Source organism: Acidobacteriota bacterium (genome assembly GCA_040756905.1).
Lineage (GTDB): Bacteria > Acidobacteriota > Aminicenantia > JBFLYD01 > JBFLYD01 > JBFLYD01.
Map to the genome: position 1 here is coordinate 52,561 of JBFLYD010000043.1, position 22,971 is coordinate 75,531.

Annotated in this window: 17 protein-coding genes; 7 read left to right on the top strand and 10 right to left on the bottom strand. The window is 36.5% G+C overall.

Annotated features, from left to right (window positions below; translation table 11 throughout):
• Positions 1-72: 72 nt before the first annotated feature.
• A complete protein-coding gene (locus AB1410_06985; GenBank protein ID MEW6456437.1) occupies positions 73-894 on the bottom strand; it encodes a DUF481 domain-containing protein in 822 nt (273 codons plus the stop codon).
• Positions 895-1,058: 164 nt separating this feature from the next.
• The gene (locus tag AB1410_06990) at positions 1,059-2,831 is read right to left on the bottom strand and encodes a phosphoenolpyruvate carboxykinase (GTP) (GenBank protein ID MEW6456438.1); all 1,773 of its coding nucleotides are present in this window, start codon (positions 2,829-2,831) and stop codon (positions 1,059-1,061) included.
• Positions 2,832-3,121: 290 nt separating this feature from the next.
• On the opposite strand from AB1410_06990, the gene AB1410_06995 reads away from it, so the two are divergent.
• Positions 3,122-5,548, top strand: coding sequence for a hypothetical protein (locus AB1410_06995; GenBank protein ID MEW6456439.1), 2,427 nt, complete (start codon positions 3,122-3,124; stop codon positions 5,546-5,548).
• 182 nt (positions 5,549-5,730) lie between these two features.
• Here AB1410_06995 and AB1410_07000 read toward each other — a convergent pair whose 3' ends face one another.
• On the bottom strand, positions 5,731-6,873 hold the full coding sequence (locus tag AB1410_07000; protein MEW6456440.1) for a Fic family protein: 1,143 nt from the start codon (positions 6,871-6,873) through the stop codon (positions 5,731-5,733).
• 532 nt (positions 6,874-7,405) lie between these two features.
• Between AB1410_07000 and AB1410_07005 the strand changes: the two genes are divergently transcribed.
• Entirely contained in the window at positions 7,406-8,743 is a 1,338-nt protein-coding gene (locus AB1410_07005) for an amidohydrolase family protein (protein ID MEW6456441.1), read from the top strand.
• On the opposite strand, the gene AB1410_07010 is transcribed toward AB1410_07005, so the two are convergent.
• The 6 genes from AB1410_07010 to AB1410_07035 form a co-directional block, all read right to left on the bottom strand.
• Complete coding sequence (locus AB1410_07010; GenBank protein ID MEW6456442.1) at positions 8,726-10,024, bottom strand: ATP-binding protein; 1,299 nt, start codon at positions 10,022-10,024, stop codon at positions 8,726-8,728. The genes AB1410_07005 and AB1410_07010 overlap by 18 nt on opposite strands.
• Positions 10,025-10,215: 191 nt before the next feature.
• On the bottom strand, positions 10,216-10,482 hold the full coding sequence (locus AB1410_07015) for a type II toxin-antitoxin system RelE/ParE family toxin (protein ID MEW6456443.1): 267 nt from the start codon (positions 10,480-10,482) through the stop codon (positions 10,216-10,218).
• Positions 10,469-10,660 (bottom strand): type II toxin-antitoxin system Phd/YefM family antitoxin, encoded by a 192-nt coding sequence (locus tag AB1410_07020; GenBank protein MEW6456444.1) that lies wholly within the window; start codon positions 10,658-10,660, stop codon positions 10,469-10,471. Before AB1410_07020 ends, AB1410_07015 begins: the two co-directional genes overlap by 14 nt.
• A gap of 291 nt (positions 10,661-10,951) precedes the next feature.
• Positions 10,952-12,658: an acyl-CoA dehydrogenase family protein gene (locus AB1410_07025; protein MEW6456445.1), complete on the bottom strand. Its 1,707-nt coding sequence runs from the start codon at positions 12,656-12,658 to the stop codon at positions 10,952-10,954.
• Positions 12,659-12,669: 11 nt separating this feature from the next.
• Complete coding sequence (locus tag AB1410_07030; GenBank protein ID MEW6456446.1) at positions 12,670-14,793, bottom strand: 3-hydroxyacyl-CoA dehydrogenase NAD-binding domain-containing protein; 2,124 nt, start codon at positions 14,791-14,793, stop codon at positions 12,670-12,672.
• A gap of 56 nt (positions 14,794-14,849) precedes the next feature.
• Entirely contained in the window at positions 14,850-16,145 is a 1,296-nt protein-coding gene (locus AB1410_07035) for a thiolase family protein (GenBank protein ID MEW6456447.1), read from the bottom strand.
• A 354-nt stretch (positions 16,146-16,499) separates the two neighbouring features.
• Here AB1410_07035 and AB1410_07040 point away from each other — a divergent pair, with 354 nt between their 5' ends.
• From AB1410_07040 to AB1410_07050, 3 genes are read left to right on the top strand one after another with little or no spacing between them, the layout of a single operon-like run.
• Positions 16,500-17,108, top strand: a complete 609-nt coding sequence (locus AB1410_07040; protein MEW6456448.1) for a GTPase domain-containing protein — start codon at positions 16,500-16,502, stop codon at positions 17,106-17,108.
• A gap of 32 nt (positions 17,109-17,140) precedes the next feature.
• The gene (locus AB1410_07045) at positions 17,141-18,754 is read left to right on the top strand and encodes a LysM peptidoglycan-binding domain-containing protein (GenBank protein ID MEW6456449.1); all 1,614 of its coding nucleotides are present in this window, start codon (positions 17,141-17,143) and stop codon (positions 18,752-18,754) included.
• A complete protein-coding gene (locus tag AB1410_07050; GenBank protein ID MEW6456450.1) occupies positions 18,747-20,273 on the top strand; it encodes a YifB family Mg chelatase-like AAA ATPase in 1,527 nt (508 codons plus the stop codon). Before AB1410_07045 ends, AB1410_07050 begins: the two co-directional genes overlap by 8 nt.
• Positions 20,274-20,775: 502 nt before the next feature.
• Here the strand turns inward: AB1410_07050 and AB1410_07055 are convergent.
• Positions 20,776-21,378 (bottom strand): cyclodeaminase/cyclohydrolase family protein, encoded by a 603-nt coding sequence (locus AB1410_07055; GenBank protein ID MEW6456451.1) that lies wholly within the window; start codon positions 21,376-21,378, stop codon positions 20,776-20,778.
• A 283-nt stretch (positions 21,379-21,661) separates the two neighbouring features.
• On the opposite strand from AB1410_07055, the gene AB1410_07060 reads away from it, so the two are divergent.
• Both AB1410_07060 and AB1410_07065 read left to right on the top strand, forming a co-directional pair.
• Positions 21,662-22,678 (top strand): 6-bladed beta-propeller, encoded by a 1,017-nt coding sequence (locus AB1410_07060; protein MEW6456452.1) that lies wholly within the window; start codon positions 21,662-21,664, stop codon positions 22,676-22,678.
• 92 nt (positions 22,679-22,770) lie between these two features.
• Positions 22,771-22,935 carry a hypothetical protein gene (locus tag AB1410_07065; protein MEW6456453.1) on the top strand — a complete coding sequence of 55 codons (165 nt, stop codon included), beginning with the start codon at positions 22,771-22,773 and terminating at the stop codon, positions 22,933-22,935.
• Positions 22,936-22,971 lie beyond the last annotated feature (36 nt).

The following is a 22,971-nucleotide window of genomic DNA, read 5'->3' on the forward strand; positions in this document are numbered from 1 at the left end:
CTCAATCCTCTCCCCTCAGGGGAGAGGGAGGGGTGAGGGGACAGGAAAGCATCAGAATTAAATGCGTTTGTATTAGCTTTTTTCCCATTTAATACGGAGAGCTAAGGAATACAGGTTGTCTGCTTTTAAGAATCCAGATGGCGGAATGTTGTTGTACGATAAAAAATGAGAAAATACCAATCTTATTCTCTCAGAGAAAATAAAAGAAACTTCTGAATTTGAAATAATTTTATAGTCATTGAAAAAATTGTTTATAAAATTAGAGAAATTTGACATGTTCTGAAATTCAATTTTATCTGATAATTTTGTTTTTAAATGCGTCTTAAATGCAGACCGCAAGGTTTCTTTTTCAGCTTGGTTTCTTGTCGAATCTTCAATCTCTCTTGTAACGCCTTCTGCCAGTGAAAATTGAAATTCTTCTTTCTTTACAAAAACATATTCAATACCTGGTCCAGCCTGAAGTCTTTTTCTTATTCCTGTGTATGGATTTCCGAAATAATCTATTAAAACAAGCATATTCATTCGCTCAGAAAATCTATAACCACTGTAAAAATATCCAATCCATTGTTTTAAAAAAGTTTTCCCGAGTGATTCTCCATAGTTGTATCCTAACCTTGCTTTAATCACATATTTGTTTTTCTCGAGTTCAAGACCTCCTGAAGTTCCAAATGATATATTTTTTACATTTCCTGTGTTACGAAGAAAGCTGAAATCAAAATTTAAATTTAATTTATCATTTCCGGAAATACTTTTTTTTGTATCCGGGTTTACCACGAGATCAGCAAGGTTATCAAATTTTAAGTCTACTTTATCATTCCCTAAAACATCCCTTCTGAAAAAGAAAAGAAAAACCATAATTAAACTTAAAATAAAAATCTTCTTCTTTTCCATCATTCACCATCCTGCCAATAAATTTTGCCTAAATAAACTATAAAATTTTTTTAAACAATTCAATAAAAAAATAGCTAATAGAAGAAGAAAGCATTAGAAAAAGAGGGATAAGCGCTTTATTTAGTGCCCAAAGAGAATTAAATTGTAGATTAACTCTTATTATAAAGCTATATTCCAAGTCTTGCTTTCATATCATTAAATTCCTGCCAGATCTCTTGGGGCATGTGATTACCAAATTGGCCAAGAAACTTTTCTATATCTTCTAATTCTTGTTGCCACTCCGATGGATTAATTTCAAATAATTTTTTAAGCTTATCATTGGAGATATTTAATCCCCCCAGGTCAAGATCTCCTAAATGAGGGATAAGCCCAAGGGGCGTTTCTTTAGCATCCACTCGATTATTTATCCTGTCCGCTATCCATTTTAACACCCGGATATTTTCCCCAAATCCTGGCCAGAGAAATTCTCCTTTCTCATCAACTCTGAACCAATTAACCATATATATTCTTGGAGGAGAGGTTAGTCTTTTTCCAATGTCAATCCAATGTCTCAAATAATCGCCCATATTATAACCACAAAAAGGAAGCATTGCCATGGGATCTCTCCTCAATACGCCTACCTGATGAATAGCAGCAGCTGTAGTTTCAGACCCAGTTCTTGCACCTAAAAATACACCATGTTGCCAATTAAAATTCTCAACTACCAGAGGTATAAGTTTGGTTCTTTTCCCACCCAGAATTACCGCTGAAATAGGCACACCTTTGGGATTATCAAATTCTTTTGTGAGTGTGGGAGAATGATATATAGATACTGTAAATCGAGAGTTAGGATGGGCGGCTTTGGTACCCAAGGAGCTATTCCAGGGTTTGCCCTGCCAATCAGTTAAACTTTCAGGGGGAGATCCTTCCATTTCTTCCCACCAGGGCTCATTGGTCTCTACATTTAAAGCGGTGTTAGTAAACAATGTGGGATAGAAGGTTCCTTTCTTTAATGTTTTCAGCATATTGGGATTGGTCTTCATAGAAGTTCCCGGTGCCACCCCAAAAAGACCTGTTTCAGGATTAATTGCCCAGAGCCTGCCATCTGGACCGACATTCATCCAGGCAATATCATCTCCCAATGTCCACACTTTATACCCAGGTAGTGTGGATTCAAGCATTGCAAGATTAGTCTTTCCACAGGCAGAAGGCATGGCAGCAGTAACATAGATGATATTACCTTCTGGATCCTCAATTCCAATTATTATCATGTGCTCAGCAAGCCATCCTTCTTTTGAACCTAACCAGGAAGCAATTCTTAGCGAAAAACATTTTTTTCCTAATAGGGCATTTCCTCCGTAGCCAGAACCAACACTCCAAACTAAATTTTCGTCAGGAAAGTGCATGATAAAACGCCTATTGGGATCAAAGTCACCCACAGAATGAAGTCCTTTTACAAAATCCTCACGATTTCCTATCTTATCTAACACGAATTTTCCTAATCTTGTCATAATTCTCATGCTTACAGCCACGTAAGAAACATCAGTAAGCTGAACACAGGCCTTTGCATAAGGTGAATCAGGATGTCCCATCATATAAGGCAAAACATACATAGTTCTTCCCCGCATACAGCCATCACTTAATTTTATAAGCATCTGCTTTGCTTCTTGAGGCTCCATCCAGTTGTTATTTGGTCCTGTGGTTTCTTTATCAGGGTCGCAGATAAAAGTTAAATGCTCTGTCCGTGCCACATCTGTAGGATGACTGCGATGTAAATAGGCATTGGGCCAGGTTTTTTGATTCAATTCATAAAAAACAGGATTATTGCCAATTCTCTCCTCTTCCATACCTATCTCTATAAGTCTGTGGGCTTCCTCTTCTGAACCATCGCACCAGTAAATCTTATCTGGTTTGGTAAGCCTTGCCTGCTTTTCAACCCATTTTTCAAGCGGTATAGACATAATTTTAATGCCCTTCTCTCTTTATGTTAAAAACTTTATGTTAAAAATCATTATTTTGCAATAAAAAAACAATTTCATCTATCTCCAGCCAGGGATTTAAATTTTTGACTATATTCCTATACAAAAAATTAATTCTTTTTGTATGCATAATATTACAGTTTTATATAAATTTTTTATAAATGACAATAGCAATTTATTCTGCCTCCTTCCATGATTCTTTTCATTCAATAATAATTGACATACATCATCTTCTAATGGGATGATATATTTTTATTAATGGAGGGTGTAAAATGAAATCAGAAGCAAGGGCTATTCGCTTTATTGAAATCATTTTTTTAGCCTTCTTCGGATTCAATCTTTCGTTTGTCCCATTCCTTCATGCCCAAAATGACTACTGGGTACCCACCAATCCGCCGAAATGTCACTATGTGATCGATGGCCGTATAGACCTTGAGAAAGGCTTCATCGAGGGAAAGGAGAAGATTATCCTGAAAAATGACGCAAAAGCCGCATTGAGTGTTATAGCCTTAGACTGGTCTATCAGCTCAGACTCTTCGATCGAAATCTCTGTTTCAGATCAGAATCTCCCATTATTAAATCCCAAAAAAGGCTCTTCAGTCTCAGCTCCTCTTTTCTACCAGCTGCCAAAAACCCTTAGATCTGGGGCGAAAGTCGAAATTGAAGTGGCGTTCAAGCAATCCTTCGAATTCTCAAGCTTAAACACCGAGTTTAAGACAACCCGCTTTTACCCGCGCCTCTGGTGGGACGGCCTTCCTGTCCATGATTCCTACTCGGTCAAGCTTGACATTCCAGAAGGATTCGCCTTGGCTATCAGCGGACGTCTGAATGAAAAGACAGGCCGCTATGAAAACGAAGGAGCCAGAACCTTAGGCATTTACCTGGGAAAAAACCAGAAAAAAGAATCAAGGGAGGTTGAGGGTGTTCTCGTTACCACCCTATTCACGGAAAAAGGAGCCAGGTGTGCAGCCGTCTGTATGGAGACAGCCGTCGACGCCATCAAATTCTATAAAGACTGGCTCGGTTTCTACCCCTTTAAGTTTCTATATATCATTCCTGGCGGTAAAGGACGCTGGGGAGGCTATCCCTTTGCCACAGGTATTGTCATCATTCATGGCCAGGAGACATTCAAGGAAGGCGAGTCGCTTCTGTGGTGGCAGTGGATTACTGCTCACGAGATTGGACACGAGTATTGGGGGGAATGGGTCCTTGACCCTGACAAACCCGCCTGGCTCTGGATAGGGATGGGCATCTTTGCTGATACGGAGTATCTCATCGCCAGAAAGATTGACCCGGAACGTCGCACCAAGTGGATGAGTGATTATATCCAAGGAATCTCCATGTATTATGACACCACTGTGGATATTCCACCAGCCCGTCTTTCAAAGATTAAGTACGACCACAACAACACCATTATTCACAGCAAGGGCTTCAGCATCATCAGCGCACTCGATTCTGTAATAGGTCGAGATACCTTTGAGAGAATCTACAAGAAAGCATTAAAGGTTTACGGCGGTAAGCGTCTGAGCTGGCAGGAGTTCCAGAGGTTCTGCGAAGTGGAGAGGGGAGAGAACCTGGGCTGGTTCTTTGACCAGTGGGTGCGCTCGAATAATTACCTCTGCTACAGAATAGAATCAGAAGAGAGCAGGAAGGAGGGCGCTGGATATTTATCCATCATCAGAGTAAAAAGGCTCGGCTCGATGAAAATGCCCGTGATGGTTAAAGCAGTTTTCGAGGATGGTACAGAGCAAATGAAGTTTACAGACCGCAACCTGGAGTTAAGTGTTTTGAGATTGAAGAGCCAAGCCAAGCTCAAGAAAGCAATTCTCAATCCAGAAAAAAAAATTGCTATGCTGGAAAATCCTCTTCCTGAAATATCTGATGAGGCAGCCGAATTGCTCTCCCTTGGATGGAAGGCAGAAGAGAGTCGCGAGGTCTACTTAAGAGTCAGGGAAGAAAGCATAGAAAACAGCGATATCTGGTATCGTTTGGGAATGTATTTATATGATGGTGAGGATTTTCCCGAGGCCTTCGACTGCTTCAAGCGAGTCAATACTCTTCATTCAGACGGAGTAACCAAGTTTGCAGCACTTGGCTGGATGGGATTGCTGAAGGATCTTCTTGGAGAAAGGGAGCAGGCGCTCATTCACTATAAAGAAGCCCTTAAATATGACACTGGAGAGCCGATGGGACACTATAGTCTGAGAATTAATATGGACCGCAAGTGGCTTGAAGAAAGGCTCAAGGAGCCTTTCACCATGGAGAGCAAAATCGATATTCCTCCACAACCAACGGCCGAGCAGCTGATAAAGATCGTGGAGGAACTTAACTACAAGCGCGAAGGCAAGACACCCTTTCTGATCTATGAAAAGACGAAAAATCTGAATATAGAAAAGTATGACTTCTGGTTCAAGCTGGGATTATTGCTTTTTGATAGCGGATTCTATAAAGAGTCGTTTCTCGCCTTTGAGAAGGTCTTTAAATTAGAGTCCCCGGAGCTTTATAAATTCGCTTCTCTGACCTGGATGGGACATCTCAAGGACCTTGAGGGGCAAAGGGAAGAAGCTGTGAAATATTACAAGCAGGCTCTGGAAAGGGATACAGGAAACTCAATGCAGCACAGTCAGTACAGGATGAGAATCAACCGTAAATGGATTGAGCAAAGGCTTAAAACGCCTTTCACCTGGAAAAGAAAGTAAAAAAAGTATCACAACCATACACATGTATTAGTATATTCATATTTCACCTTTCCTAATTTATCAAAGGTCACTTTCTCTTACGATTAGAAATACCTTTGGATTCTAAATAATATCCTTAATAAACGGATCTTTTTCTTCCTTTTTGGTCATAAATTCTCTCTTGAAATTCAAAGAGGTGTACCTTAGATGTTTTCTGTTCCCTTTTTTATAATTTCAACATAATCTTTAAATTGGTATTTTTTGTATCTCTGTTTCCCGGTTATCTCTTTTAAAATCCTAATTTTCTCAAACCTTTTTACCAATGTATTTGCAGCCTCTTTTGAAATATTCAATTTTTCAATAACATCTTTCACACTAATCAAAGGTGTTTCAAAGAGCGTTTCGATCAGCTTCACAGCGTAGATACTCGATATAGAGTTTTCATGAAGTTTAGTTATCAAGGATTCTTTTAATTGAATAACTTCTTTGGCAGTTTTTACTGCTTCTTGAGAAGTATCAATGACCCCTTTAAGAAAAAATTGAACCCATTTTTCCCAAGCTCCTTTTAGTCGAACATCCATTAGCAATTTGTAGTAATTATCTCTATATTTTTTCAAATAATAACTCAGGTACAACAAAGGTTTTGATAAAATTCCCTTCCAGAAGAGATAAAATGTAATGAGTAATCTGCCTATCCTACCATTTCCGTCTAAGAATGGATGGATGGTTTCAAATTGGGCGTGTATTAAAGCAATCTTAATTAATAACGGAATTTCTTCTTTGCTGTAAAAGAATTTTTCAAGGTCTCCCATTGATGGTATAACCATATCAGGCGGCGGTGGAATAAATATTGCTTCACTCAAAGAAGCACCAGGTGGACCTATCCAATTTTGCGATTTCCTGAACTCCCCAGGATTTCTATATCTACCTCTTGAACCTTCTAACAAGATTTTATGGATCTCGGTTATAAGTCTCAAAGACATGGGAAGATTCTTGAGCCTTGATATTCCATAATTAAGCGCTTTTATGTAATTGATCACGTCCCTTATCTGATTTATATCTTCTCGAGGTATCACATCAGCCTCAAATTCTAAGATTCCCTCAAGAGAAGCCTGAGTCCCTTCAATCTGGGAACTTAAAAGTGCTTCTTTTTTCACATACATGGCGATGAAAAGGTCGGGATTAGGAAGAACGGTAGTAATCCCGTCTAATCGTGCAAGGGACCTGTCTGCTTCAGATAATAATTCTGCATTGTACTTAACAGGAGGTTCAGGAGGCAACGGATTGGGTATAAATGTCTTATATCCTTGCGGCTGTAGAACAAACCTTCCAGCCCTTTCACTCATAAGTCGCCTCTCTCTGACTTATACATAATTTTCATGTCTAAGTCAAAATTTCTTGACTTAGAAAGTGATAAGCATATTTAAGTCAACGATTCTTTACTTATTTACACTCAACTTTGACTGTTTTTGATTATTCGGAAAGCAAAAACCTTTACTCACCATCCTTAAATAAATTTTGCCTAAATAAACTATAAAGTTTCTTTAAATAATTCAATAAAAAAAATTAAAATTAAATTTAATTCTCTCAATGCATAACCTAAAAGGATTACAAAAAATTGATAAAGAGATAAAATTTTTTATAAAAATAGCTCTATTTTATCTCTTAAAAATCAATTTATATAATATTTAAAACTAATACAAAAGCAATAAATAATTTGTAGGGCAACCCTTCAGAGCCTGCCCCGAACCTTGCCCTGAACTTTGTTTCATGGGTTGATTCGGGGGTTGCTTAATGCAAGGCTAAAGCCTTGCCCTACATGTCAATTTATTTAATTCGTTTGTATTAATATATAATAAAGAATTTGGGAGGAAAGAAATGAAAATCATTCGAAAAATTTTAATTCTTTTTATTTTTATCCATTTTTTCAACCTGATTTTTATCTTATCAGCGGGTGAAAATATCAAATATAAAAAATTATTAAGCTTCATTGAGGAGACTAAATTTATCGATGTCCATTCCCATCCTGTCTCAGGCCATGTTAAATATGAGGCAAAAGACCTATATCCAACATTAGAACCTCCCCTTAGAAGACCATTCTGGGTGATAATAAAAGAAAGAATAGCTGTTTTTGATTCAATGCAAGTTGAAGCACTCAAAGAAATCTATGGCTATGACAAAAAAGATGTTTCAGAAAATGATATTAATGAATTGGAAAACCTTTCTTCAAAATTCTGGAAATCAGGAAACAAAGAAGGATTTAACAGAATTCTTGATATTTGCAGAATTGAAAAAGTTTTTTCAAACTCAGGTTTACCAATGAAAGACCTTGATGAAAAGAGAGTTCTCTGGGTTCCGTTTGTAGATGCTCTATTTTACCCTCTCGACCCATCTGAAGTGAAATCTATAAGCCCTAACCTTAAAAACTCTCTCCATGGCTATCACAGAGAGGTAACGGAACTCTCAAAAAAATTCGAAATGAACATAAAGGATTTATCATCTTACCTCGAGTTAGTAAACAGAGTTCTTGACCATTACAAGAAAAACAAAGCTGTTGCGTTGAAAGTTGCAAGCGGATACATAAGAACTCTCTGGTTTGATGATGTAGATGAGGATGAAGCTTCTAAAATTTTTAATGGGGAAATGAATGAAAAAATTTCAGATTGGAGTAAATATAAAAAACTCCAGGATTTTATAGCCAAATATATTTTTTTAAAAGCAGGAGAGCTAAGTCTTCCTGTTCACTTTCACACTGGATTCGGTGCAAATGCTACCTTGAAGAACCTTGATTCAAACCCTCTAAATTTAGAAAGTATTTTCTCAGATATGAGGTTCAAAGATACCAAATTTGTTATGCTCCATGCAGGCTACCCTTTCTGGGACAAACTAAAGCCAATACTTGAAAAGAAGAATGCATATGTGGAATTTTCCGCAGTAAATTGGTTTGTGTATGATGATGAATTAGAAAAAATTCTCTACGAGTGGCTCTGTTACCCTGGAGCTTCTGAAAAAATAATGTTTGGAAGCGATGCAGGAGCACCTGTATTTTTCTGGATTGCAGCAAAAAACTCACGAAAGGCTCTTTATAATGCTCTCTCCAAACTTATAGACAGAGAAATTATAACTGAAGGGAAAGCCATCCTCATCGCAGAAAAAATCATGAAGAGCAATGCACTCCGACTCCACAATTTAACTTTATTACAAAGGATTATGTGAAGCAGATGAAAGGGATGACTTCTGCCATAAATCAAACTCGATTGACCAGGGAGGCAGGAATTTTATAGGACAATTATTAATTTTTTTTTCATCCCAGATGTCTTTAGATACAACATATGCAATATCCAGCCTCATATTTTTTACTAACCTTTGAATTACATCTGGAATCTTATCTACTTCTCGCCATTTCACCTCTATCGGAATTATTTTCTTTTCTCTTCTTAAAATAAAATCAATCTCATTACCTGTTTTTTCCCTTAAAAATCTTATTTCTTCAGTACTTCTTAACTCTCTTAAAAGAGCAGTATACACCGTAGATTCTATCAACTTACCAGTATCAGTTCTAAGGAAAAAAGACCTGAAATCCTTAATTGTAAAATTCAAAAATCCAGTATCTAAAAAGTATAATTTGGGAACTCGTGTTAATTCTTTTTGCCTATTTTTTGCCCATGGTCTCAATAATCCTATAATAAATGTCTCTTCAAGAATTGTTATGTATCTCTGAACTGTAGCTCGAGCAATTCCAACCTCTTTAGAAATCTCTAAAACTTTAACAAGGCCACCGTTCTGCGCAGCTAAAAATTCCATAAGGAACCTGAATTTACTAAAACTTTCTTCTCTCATAAGGCCTCTAATCTCTTTATCAATATATGTGGTCTGAACTTCTTTAAGGATTTGCTCTTTCATATCATAAGAAGTTGCAAGGGCTACTTTGGGATAACCACCATAGATTACATATTCTTCATATGCTGCAAGGATATGGGAGATAAGCGGTTCTGGAATTTTTCTACCCTGAGAATTATCAAGAATTTCTTTGAATTCTTGTTTTCCTGAAAAATATAGGAATTCGCTGAATGATAAAGGATGAAGATCGAAAACTACTTTCCTGCCTGTAAGAGGTTCTCCCATTTTAAATTTTAATTTAAGACTTGAGGAACCTGTGGCGATTAGTTTCAATTCTGGATAATGGTCATGAGTATACTTCAATATGCTACTGATATCTTCAATATAATGGATTTCATCAAGAAAGATGTATGCCCTCTGACCCTTTCTCCAACCCAATGCCTCCAAAAAAGATATGAGGTTTCGTACTGACTTTATATATGATCGAAGTTCAATATCTTCAAGGTCAAGAAAATACGTTTTTTCCCCCTCTGCATCTAATTTCTCCTGGAGATAGTGAAGAAGTGAGGTCTTACCAACCTGTCTTGCACCAAGAATAACAATAATCTCATCCCTATCCAGCCAGGAATTTAACTTTTTGACTATATTCCTATACAAAAATTTAATACTTTTTGTATACATAATAATACAATTTTATATAAATTTTTGTAAATGTCAAGAAAAAAGCTATTTACATCCCCAATTTAACGGGTCTTCTTTTCTCACTGAAGCTGATAGAGGAATATCCGGTTGAGACCGAAAAGGAGAGTCGCAATCCCCAATTTAACGGGTCATAAATTCTCTCATCTCTATAATTTCCGATATGCATCTCTACGATGTCGAACATAATAAATAGTCACAGTCTTTGATTTAGTATCTACTTGGTAAATCACCCTATAGTCCCCGACTCTAATTCGGTAAAATCGTTCTACTGCTTGAAGCTTACGGTTTTGAGGTGGAAATGGATTGTTTGCAAGGGAATCGACAGCTTCAATAATTCGAGGAATATCTTTTAGATCGATTTTACTTAAATCCTTTTCTGCTGAGTGCTTCCATTGAACTTTATAAAAGGCCATCTTTTCTTAGCCTTTTCTTCAGTTCTTCAAAAGTAATCACAGACTCATCTCGACGCTCGGCAATAACTACTAAATCGTGAATATCCTCCAAAAGTTCTTCATATTCTTCAATCGGAAGAATCACTGCTGTCTTGTTTCCTTTTTCATCTACAATATATTGTTCCCGAGATTTCTCCATAATATTTCTCCTCTTTGATTTTCATGGCGATTATTTACATCTTTATGATACCACAGATTTACAATTTAGTATAACAGTTAATCTAAAGAAGTTGCTCCACTAACTCTTCTCTTCAAAAACAGAAATCTCTTCATCCCACCTCGCTTCCCATCGTCTCTCGCTCACCACTATTTCTTCATCGCAATCCCCAATTTAACGGGTCTTCTTTTCTCACTGAAAGAGCATGAGGGGCTTCGTGGTATCAGTTCAGAAGGTCGCAATCCCTTATTAATCAAGTCATAAATTCTCTCATTAAGAGATGGTTTTGCCTTTTATTATATTTTTTGAAATTTCGGACCAGAAATCGTCAATGTTGCGGTTGAGGTAGGAGATTCGGTGCCGGATTTGTTTTCTTGCCTCAAAGAAGAAAGCCTTGCAGAGCATAATTTCATAGCTTGAATTTTCAAGGCTTTTTTCTTTTATTATCGAATCAGTCTTAGAAAGTGTTGCAAGCATTCCGTAAAGATAAATTGCTACATCAGCAAGCCTTTCAAGGATATACTCTTTTTCGATTATCTTTTTACCGTATCTCTTAAGCACTCTTTCAGTCCAGATGCTCAAAGCCTGGGTATACTGGGAAACCATGTTTGCTTCTCTTTTCAAAGGCGAAGGAATTCCTTTAAGTTTTTCAGGTGCAATTCTTTTTTTTATCTCTTTATATGCAAAGTCTTTTAAAATGCCAATTGATGTAAATGGAGATTTAAGAGCTCTTCCCATCTGCTTTAAATATTCTCCTACCCCTCTTATTCCATAAAGGGCGATGAAAAGCCTCTGAATTTCATTTGTTCCCTCAAATATCGTATTAATCCTCGCATCCCTCAAGTATTTCTCATAGGGATAATCCTTTGTGTATCCATAGCCTCCTGCCACTTGAAGAGCTTCGTTCACGCTTTCCCACAAAATTTCCGAAGCAAATGTTTTGCATATCGCTGACTCCAATGAAAAGTCCACATCATCTCTTTCACTTATGCCAGCTGTAAGATAAACCATGCTGTCAGCTGCATATGTTAAAAATGCTATCCTTGATAATTTCTTTTTAATCAATTCAAAATCAGAAATTGGTGAACCAAATTGAACCCTCTCTCTGGAATACTCTGATGAAATTCTAAGAAGTTCTTTTGCTCCTCCGACACATCCTGCAGCAAGCCCGAGCCTTCCCCAGTCCAAAGCCTCCAAGGCAATCTTCAACCCTTTTCCAATCTCTCCTATTAGATTTTCTTTAGGAACCTTCACATTTTCGAATGTAATCTCAACTGTAGAAGATGCTTTTATTCCAAGCTTTTCCTCTTCCTTTGAAATAGAAATTCCTTCTAAATCTCCTGGAACAAGAAGCGCAATGAAACTATCTTTTTTCTCATCAGTATCCTCGAGTTTTGCAAAAACTGTGTAAATTCCTCGAAAACTTCCGTTTGTAACAAATAATTTTGATCCATCTAAAATTAAATATTTTCCATCATCTGAGATTTTTGCTTTTGTCTTTATCGAAGATGGGTCTGAACCTGCAGATGCCTCTGTAAGGCAGAACGCTGCAATTTTTTCTCCCTTTGCAATTGAAGGAAGAAATTTCCTTTTTTGCTCTTCATTTCCATAAAGAAGAAGAGGTTTCACTCCGATGGATTCATGGGCTCCAAGCATAGTTGCGAGTGAGGCATCAATTTTGGCCATTTCTTCCATCACTCTATTATAGGCCCATTGACTCATCCCGAACCCTTCGTATTCTTCAGGAATTATCATTCCAAAAATTCCCATCTCACCCAGAGCATTCAGAATTTCCCAAGAGATTTTTCCTTCCTCTTCCAATTTTTTTGGGTTTATCTTTTCTTTTGCGAATTTTCTCAATGAATCAATAAGAAAATCCAGGTTTTCTCTTTCTTCCTCAGATTGGGTTGGGAATGGAAAAATAAAGTCCTCTTCAATGTTTCCATCAAAAAGATTTTTAACTATACTTCTTTTTTGCATTTTTGCTCCTTTTATTGATAGAAATTCATTCCCCGCGAAGCCATGTCTTTAATGATTTGAGATGCTTTAAACCTTTCGCCATATTTTTCATAGAATCTTTGAAGTTCATTAAATAAATTCTTTATTCCCAGATTATCCGCATACTTTAAAAGCCCTCCTCTAAAAGGTGGAAACCCTGTTCCAAAAATCATCCCGATATCTACTACTGAAGGAGATTTTACAATGTTTTCTTCAAGGCAACGGGATGCTTCGTTTATCATCAAAAGCACCATTCTTTTTACAATTTCTTGTGAGTTGAATTCTCTTTTTTCAATGTTTAAGATTTTATAAATTTCAGAGTCGACTGCTTCTTTTCCGTTAAGTCTGTAAAAACCTTTCTTCGATTTTTTGCCAAGTCTTCCTGATTTTATGATGGCATCTAAAATTGATGGGGGTTTCATTCTATCACCAAAAGCCTGATGGATAACTTCTGAAACTTTTGAAGCTACATCGATTCCAACCTCATCTATAAGCCTCAAAGGTCCCATTGGCATCCCGAATTTTTTCATCTCTCCATCAATCTGCTCTATCGAAGCTCCCTCTTCAAGAAGGAAGGCTGCTTCATTAAGATACGGAGTTAAAATTCGATTAACGAGAAACCCTCTTGAATCTTTTACTACAATCGGTGTCTTTCCCATCTTTTTCGAAAGAGCCACAACTGTTGCCACGCACTCCTCAGATGTTTTTTCCCCTCTGATTATTTCAACAAGCGGCATTCTGTGGACAGGGTTGAAGAAATGCATTCCAACAATATTTTCGGGCCGCGAGGATGCTTTCTGCATTTCCGTTATGGAAAGCGATGAAGTGTTTGAGGCAAAGATTGCATCCTCCTTCATATATTTTTCAACTTCAGAGATTAATCTTTTCTTCACATCCATATCCTCAAACACTGCTTCTATTACGATGTCAGCCACTGAAAATCCGCTGAAGTCAACGGAAGGTGAAACAAATCCCATTTTTTTTATAAAATCTTTCTCCTTCATCCTTTTTCTTTTAACTGATTCTCTATAAATCGATGCAATTCTTTCCATTCCAACTGAGAGAGCGCTTAGGTTTACATCTTTTATTCTTACTGGAACTTCGATGTTGGAGAAAGCATGGGCGATGCCTGCGCCCATTGTGCCTGCGCCCATTACTCCTGCCCGCTTTATTTCAGCGGGCTTGATATCTTTTCTTTCTATGCCAGGGTCTTTCTTTATCTCTTCACTCATAAAGAATAAAGAGACAAGATTTTTACTCACCTCAGAAGTAATCAATTTCGAAATAGAGCGGGCATCCTGATCCAGTGCTTTCTTCAGCGAAGTCCAGCGACCTTTCTTCACCCTTTCTACTATCTCTAAAGGTGCAGGATAATTGCCCTTCGTTCTCTTAAAAACATCCTTTTTAGCTTTTCTAAAAACCAGTATCCTCACCAGGGGTTCGCTTTCAATCAAACGGGTTATAAGATTTCTCTTTCTCCCTCTGCTTTTTTTTAAGCCCTTTCTCATAACATCTTCTAAAAATTTTTCTACAAATTCTTCAAAATTCTGATGGGGAAAAACTGCGTCCACAAGGCCAGCTCTTAAAGCTCTTTTTGCATCAAGATTTCTTCCAGTTAACATCAAATCAAGCGCATTTATTGGACCGATTAACTCAGGTAATTTCTGACATCCTCCCCATCCTGGAAGAATTCCTAAATTTACCTCTGGAAAACCTATTCTCGTTGAAGGACTATCTGATGCAACCCGAAATCCAAAAAAAAGAGGGAATTCTGCTCCTCCTCCAAGAGCCACACCATCTATAGCTGCAACAGTAGGAAATGGAAGTTTTTCTACAAGGGAAAATATTTCCTGTCCTTTCCTTGTCTTCTCATAAGCATCGCTTACATCTTTGATTTCCTTAAGCTCATCAAGGTCTGCTCCTGCGATGAACACATCTTTTTTACCGCTCATAAAATATAAGCCTTTGACATCGGTTCTTTCCATAAGACTTTCCAATAAATCTTTTAGCTCTCTCATCACAGCGGTTGAAAACTTATTTACTTTCTCATCGGGAATGTCAAAGATTACTTTAAGAATACCTGATTCTTTTAACTCTTCTTTAAAATAAGTTCCCATTCTTTCCTCCAGAATATAAAATTAAAAAAAATAAAAATATAAAATCCTCCCTCTGTTTATTTTATTTCGAGGAGAAGTGAACCTCCCTGTCCTCCTCCAACACAGAGGGCAACAAGACCAAGGTTAAGATTTCTTCTTTTCATCTCCTTTAGTATCGTTATTACAAGTCTTGCCCCTGAAGTTGCCACAGGGTGTCCTAACGCTATCGCACCTCCATTCACATTGAGTATTTCTCGATTTATCTCTCCGAGTGGGTTGGAATCTCCATAGTATTTTGAGGCAAATTCTTTTGATTTGAATGCAATTTCATTTGCAATAACCACGGCTGCAAAAGCTTCGTTTATCTCAATCAATTGAATGTCTTTGAAAGAAGCTCCACCTCTCTTTAAAGCTAAAGGAGTTGCCATAGCAGGACCCAACCCCATTCTTTCAGGCTCAACCCCTGCATAGGCATAACTTCTGATTATTCCCATTGGCTCATATCCCAATTCTTTAGCTCTTTCTTCACTCATCAATATCATAGCAGCAGCACCATCTGTTATCTGAGAAGAATTTCCAGCTGTCACTGTTCCATACCTTCTGTCAAAAAAGGGCTTCAAGTTTGAAAGGGCTTCTAAAGTTTGACCTTTTCTTATTCCGTTATCTTCATCGACGGGAGTTTTATAATCGGGTGGAATAAAAACAGGAACTATTTCTTCTTTTAACTTTCCATCTGCTGTTGCCTTCTCAGCTCTCTGGTGACTCATGAGAGAAAATTTATCCTGCTCCAGCCTTGATATTTTGTACTCCCTTGCTAATAGTTCTGCAGTATCCCCCATCATCATTCCTGAGACATTGTCCCTCAAACCTTCCATCACTCCAACCACAGGGTTTAAAAAAGCCCCGAGAGGCATTTTTAAAAATCCTTTTAATCTCTGTCTGAATTTCTTTGCTTTTTGAAGGTTCTGGAAAAAATCAACAGCTTTTTTTCTGTAAAGAAAGGGGATCGAACTCATGGATTCCACACCTCCTCCTATAACTACATCGGCAAGACCGAGAGAAATTTTTTCTGCAGCTGAAGTTATCGCTTCTAAACCGGAGGCGCAATTCCTTCCCACAGTGTAGGCAGGGACATCTACAGGGATTCCAGCTTTCAATGCTATTACTCGTGAAATGTTAATTGAATCAACTGGTTGAGCTATGTTTCCAAATATGACTTCTGAGATTAACGAGGGAGAAAGGTTATTTCTCCATATCAATTCCTGAACAACTATCCTGCCGAGTTCGACAGGATGAATTTCTGAAAAAAGCGTCCAGGATTTTATGAATGGCGTTCTTAATCCATCGATAATTGCAATTTTTTTTGGAAGCATTCTTACCTTCCTTTCTATAATTTAATATATTGCTGAAATGGGATGTAAAAAAACCATATTATAAGAAATAATAAAAAGAATTTAAAAAACATTAAGTTAAATTCTATATTTAAAATACTAAATTATCAATCTCTCGCCCTAAATTGATGTTACTAATACGAACGCACTAATATTTGTTCCATCTTACTCGTTTCCCCCCCTCACCTCAATCCTCTCCCCAGTGGGGAGAGGGAGGGGTGAGGGGGGCAGGAATGCAAAGGAGGAGAGTTAAGGCGGGGGTATTGTCAAGTATATAAAGAATTTCCCTTGACTGAAAAAGAATTTATATGCTAATTTCACTGTTGCGAGGAAACATTGTTAATTGATTATGATTTAAAAGAACTGCTGGCAAAAATAGTTTACTATGGTCCAGGATTGAGTGGGAAAACGACCAATCTTCTTTTCATCTTTAATAAGTTTGATGATGAATCTAAGGGTGAGCTTATAACTTTACAGACTGATATCGAAAGAACTATTTTCTTTGACATCATTCCATTAAAAGTTGGAAACATCGGCGGCTTTCAGACAAGATTTCAACTTTATACAGTCCCTGGACAAACCCAATATAACACTATGAGAAGGATAGTTCTTAAAAATGTTGATGGAATTGTATTTGTTGCAGATTCTCAGAACGAAATGAAATATAAAAATAAAGATAGTTTGATAAATTTATCTGAAAATCTTTCCTACTATAAAATTTCTATTAAGCAAATCCCATTTGTGTTTCAGTACAACAAAAGAGACCTTCCAAACATCTCATCTATTGAAGAAATAAACAAATATCTAAACCAGAATGGGCATCTTTTTTTCGAAGCTTCAGCTATAAATGGGATAGGAGTAATGGAAACGCTTAAAGAAATTTCGAAATTAACTTTACATTCTATAAAAAACAAAATATTAGCAAGAAAAGAAGATCTTGAATAAATTAATTTAGGAGGAGAAAAATTTTATTTGAAATGAAAAAATATTTTACATTTTTTCTTCTTTTAATAATACTATTAAGTTGTAGAACTACCAACACAAAAAAAGAATTATCTTTAATTCCTTCTGAACCCCCTCCAATTAAAAAGCAAACAGTTGATACAGAAGATGCTGAAGTAAAAAAAATAATCAATAAGGCAAATGAATTATTTTTGCTTGGAAAAAAAGAACTGAACGATGGCCATCTTGAAAAAGCAAGAAATTATTTTGACCAGTGTATAGACGTGTTTCTGAATTCAGCGTTTTCAATAAGTGAAGATAATACTCTTAGATCTGCATTCGAAGATATTGTAAATAAAATTAACTCGATCGAAATGGATGCCATTTCTGAAGGTGATGGATTTACAGAAATTGGTTTTGAAAGAGCCACAATTGATGATCTTGAATCAATAGTGACATTTCCTCCTGAAAAAACAGAAGCCCAAAAAATAATCGAAAAGATTCAAAATGAAATGAAAGTGTCAAGGTATGATGTACCGATTGAGATAAACGATGCAGTTCTATATTTTTTAAATTATTATCAAAGTAATGGCAAAAGGGAACAGTTTGAAGCAGCCCTGAAAAGATCTGGAAAATATGTAGAGATGATGAAAGAAATTTTTAAAGAAGAAGGAATTCCTCAGGATATAATATATTTAGCCATTGTAGAAAGCGCATTTAAAACAAGAGCCTTGAGCAGAGCCAGAGCCAAGGGGATATGGCAGTTTATAAGAAGTACTGGAAGGAGATACGGACTCAGTGAAAACTGGTGGCTTGATGAGAAATATGACCCGGTAAAAGCAACAAGAGCTGCTGCAAGATACCTTAAAGATCTTTACAACATGTTTGGAGACTGGTATTTAGCCCTCGCCAGTTATCATGCAGGAGAAGGAAGAATTGAGAAGGCGATAAAGAAAACAGGAGGCAGCAATTTCTGGGATATAGCTAAGACCAAGTATATAAAAAGAGAGACAAAAAATTATGTGCCTGCATTTTTAGCAGCCCTGCTCATTGCAAAAAATCAAAAAGATTATGGTTTTAATATTATTCCAGATGAGCCTTTAAAATGGGATGAAGTTGAAATTTCTTCCCCTGCGGATTTGAGAATAATAGCTGAATGTTCTGGTTCAACAATTGAAGAGATAAAAAATTTGAATCCTGAGCTGTTGAGACTTACAACACCAAGACATGCATCCCTCTATAAAATAAAGATTCCTTATGGAAAAAAAGAAGAATTTCTTGCAAAATTTAATTCAATTCCTGAAGAGAGACGGGTTTTCTGGAGATATCATTTTGTAAAAAATGGTGATACTCTGTATTCAATATCAAGAAGATATGGTGTCAATGTAAGTATCCTTAAGGAAGTCAATTCTCTAAAATCAAATTTAATAAGGGTTGGCATGAGACTTCAGATTCCATCGAGTTATTCAACTGGAAGAAATTATACAAAAAAAGTTACTAAAATTATTTACAAAATTAGAAGCGGAGATACTCTATATCAAATCGCTCAAAATTATAATACCTCTGTTTCCAAGATTAAGAGATGGAACAATTTGAAAGATGATATTCTTTACCCAGGTCAAAAATTGATAATCTATCATAATGAGTAAAGGGCTCTCAAAAATATTTTCCTCCTCACTCCTTGGAGTTGATGCATACCTTGTGGAAGTTGAAGTTGATATCCATCCAGGACTTCCTGCTTATACAACAGTGGGTTTGCCTGATACTGCGGTAAGGGAAAGTAAAGAAAGAGTTAGAAGCGCCTTGAAGAATAATGGATATGAATTTCCATCTCAAAAAATTACTGTAAATTTAGCACCTGCAGATAGAAAAAAAGAAGGCTCATCTTTTGACCTTCCAATTGCCATAGGAATCATCTCCACTTATTTAAATTTTCCCGAAGAAAAAATAAATAGTTTTCTTTTGATGGGCGAACTCGCCCTTGATGGTAGACTTAAACCAATAAAAGGAGCTCTTGCATCTGCTTTTCTTGCGAAGGAGAAAGGATTTCAGGGAATAATCCTGCCAAAAGAGAACGCAAGAGAAGCATCCCTTGTAGAAAAAATCAATGTTTATGGAATGAATCATGTGATTGAAGTTGTCGAATTCTTTTTAGGCGAGGTAAAAAGTGAAAATAAATTTGAGCTGGCTGAATTTAATTTTTCACCTGTTTTTGATGTGGATTTCTCAGATGTAAAAGGTCAGTTTCATGTCAAAAGAGCTCTTGAAGTCGCATCTGCTGGAAGTCACAATGTTTTAATGATAGGCCCACCTGGTTCAGGAAAAACAATGCTTGCAAGGAGAATCCCCACAATTCTTCCGGAAATGAATATCGATGAAATAATCGAAATTACCAAAATCTATAGTGCTTCAGGACTGAACCTGGAAGACGGGATAATAAAACAGAGACCTTTCAGATCTCCGCATCATACTATCACAGATGTAGGGTTGATTGGAGGGGGTCAGATTCCAAAACCAGGAGAGATAAGTCTTGCCCACAACGGAGTTTTATTTCTCGACGAATTCCCTGAATTTGAAAAAAGCGCTCTTGAATCTTTGAGACAGCCAATGGAAGACGGAAAAGTAATAATATCAAGAGCTGGTATTTCAGTTACATTTCCATCAAAATTTATGCTTATTGCTGCAATGAACCCATGTGCAGAAACCATGGGATTTTCTGGCGAAGAGTATGATTGTACCCATTATCAAAAAATGAAATATTATTCAAAACTATCGACTCCTCTTTTAGACAGAATAGATATTCATGTGGAGGTTCCAAAAGTAAAGTTTCATGAGATGATCTCAGATGGAAATGAAGAAAGCTCTGATAAAATTAGAGCAAGGGTTGAAAAAGCAAGAAAAATCCAGTGGGAAAGATTCAAGGGGAAAAAGATTTGGGCAAATTCCCAGATGGGAAAAAAAGAATTGAAAAAATACTGTGTGCTTGATGGTCAATCCCTTCAGCTTATGGAAATGGCTATGAACAGATTAAAAATGTCAGCCAGAGCATTCGACAGGATTCTTAAAGTATCAAGAACTATAGCAGATCTGGAAGGCGAAGAGCACATAAAAAGTTATCATGTTTCTGAAGCAATTCAATATAGAATGCTCGACCGAACCTTCTTATAAAATAATTTAAAGCGAGGCAATTTTTTCCTGAGCGATATATCGAAAGGGATCAAAATTTACAAAGAAATATAGTGAGCAGGAAGGGTGGCGGAGAAAACCGTCACGAATGCGTAGCGGGCATGGTTTCCTCCGACATTCTGGAATATCAGAAGTTCGGAGGAAGAGCGAAACATGAGTGCCGAGCTGGAGTTTTCCAAGTGTGCTGTCCCATAAATCTTTTCCCAGAGAAAGGAGTTCTTTGACAGCACACTGAAGGGGTATGGGGAAGATGCCTTCCCTATGTCTGGGGGGTGCTCAGCGAAGCGTCTAAGGAGATCTTTCTCCCATAGGGAAAGTGTTGTGACACAAATAAATAACAAAGACAATTTTGAGTGTCACAACACTTTGATAGGGAAAATACAGCGTGTTTTCGAAGTCACCCTTGCTGATCACTATATGAAATATAAGGTCAACCATATCCTGAGCGAAGGGAAGAATTGAGTCTATTTAATTAAGAAGAAAACTAGATATTCAGTATTTCCTTGAGTAAATCCCTTGCTTTTTCCTTTATTTCAGATATTTTTTCCCTGTGATGCGTTTTAAACTCCTCGTCTTCAATTGAATCTAAATTTATTTCTGCATTATAAATTCCGCCCATAACTCCTGAGAATAAAAAAAGGACTGATACATAGAAATCGCTCAGGGTGTTTGGATTTATCTTTTCTTTTACTTTATGGGCATCTTCGAGAATTGAAAAGCTTAATGTAGAAGTCATGAGAGGGACATCTGTAGCCTTTTTTAAAGCCTCCTGAATTTTTTCTTTTCTGAATCTTTTCTCCTCATCTGAATTTTTTGGAAGTCTGAAACATTTCATAACCTCAGAAAAAGCCTCTGAATCAAGGTCCATCAATATCTCAGCCCCCCTTCTTTTCTCCGGCAATTTCTCGATTATTGTTCTCAGCATATTCTCTTCAACTTTTTTCAGTGATATTTTTCCTGTCATTTCAAAAAGAGAAGCCCCCAGGGCTCCTGAAAGAGCTGAGGCTGTTCCTCCTCCTGGAGTAAGAGAATCAGAAGCCAGGTCATCAAGAAAGTCTTTAATCTTTTTCTCTGCAAATTGTTCCATTATCCTCTCCTCATAATTTCAATAATAAATAAAAAAATAACAAAATGCTCAAAAGCTTTCAAGAGTAACAATATTACCTTTTTTCTAATTCTTATATTTTAAAGAGAGGTCAACCATATTTCAAAATTTTTTCTGCAGTTTTAATTTTTGCCACTAAATATATAATATAGAGGCAAAAATTAAGATTATGAAACCATGAGAGTAGAATTTAAAAACCAAAAAGAAAGTTTAAAATCCCACTCTTATGCCTCAAAAGAGATTTAAGGAAAGGAGGTTTATTTATATGACTAAGTTCAAATCATTGAAATGGTTTTTTATATTCATCGTTTTTATTTTTCTATTTAATAATTGTAAAACTGATAGCAAATATCCATATAAAAAAATCCAGATAAAGAAGTTGTTCGAGTTCGGTTCTGATGAGGGTGATGATAACTATATTTTTCACGACCCTCATCATCTTGATGTAGACAGCATAGGAAACATTTATGTTTTGGATACGGGAAATGCGCGAATTCAAAAGTTTAGCCCCGCTGGAAAATATATAGCAACCATTGGGAAAAAGGGTGAAGGCCCAGGAGAATTTAGTCAGTTTATTTTCACATTCTACATAGATAATAGGGATATTATCTGGGTTGTAGATCGTGCTAATTTTAGAATTAGCAAATTCAAAAGTTCTGGAGAATATTTGGGATCCTTGCCGATAAAATTTGATGCGTTGAAAATTTTAGTGAATAGTAAAGGAGATATTATGCTTAAAATTATGGATCGTACTCGTACTAACTTATTCGTTATTCTTAATAGCAAAGGGAAATCTCTAAAGAAATTCGGAAAAGTTCAAACTTTTGATAATCCTTATATATTTGTTCAAATGAATTATGGACAAGTTACTTTAAATCAGCATGATCAAATATTTCATTCTTTCTCTTCGCCATATGTAATCCAAATATATGGAGCAAATGGAGATTTACTTAATGAATTTACTCGAGAACTTCCATATAAAGTTTCTATCCCTACAGTTGATACCTCTAAAGGATATGCACAATTCAAAAATTATAAATGGGTTTCCTTCGCAATATCTGTTGATTCCCATGGGTATATTCTTAACCTTTTTTCTAACAAGCCCGAGAATACTGAGATAGGGGATGCTATAGATATATTTGATTCTTCTGGAAAATTGATGCAGACAATTTCTCTTGATACTCCGACAAGGTCTATGGTTCTAAAAGATGATAAATTATATACAATCTCTTTTGCTGATTTTTATAAAGTAAGAATCTTCGAAATAGAAAGGAGTAAATAAATATAGTCGCCATAAAAACTTATAAAATTAATAAAGAAAAGAAACCAAAAGAAATAATTAAGTTAATATCATTAAAGCAATTTCTTCCTTATATGAAGATTCAGTGGAAGAAAGTTCTTGCTTCCTCAAACTTAATGATTCTAGTTTCTCTCCTTGCCCTTCCTACACCTTATTTAATGAAATACATTGTAGATGAGGAGCTATGTGAGAGAAGTTCTTACTTTGGTGAACTTCTTCGGACTCAAAAAGATTCATAATTCTATTGTTACTAAAGCAAACGCATTATATAAATG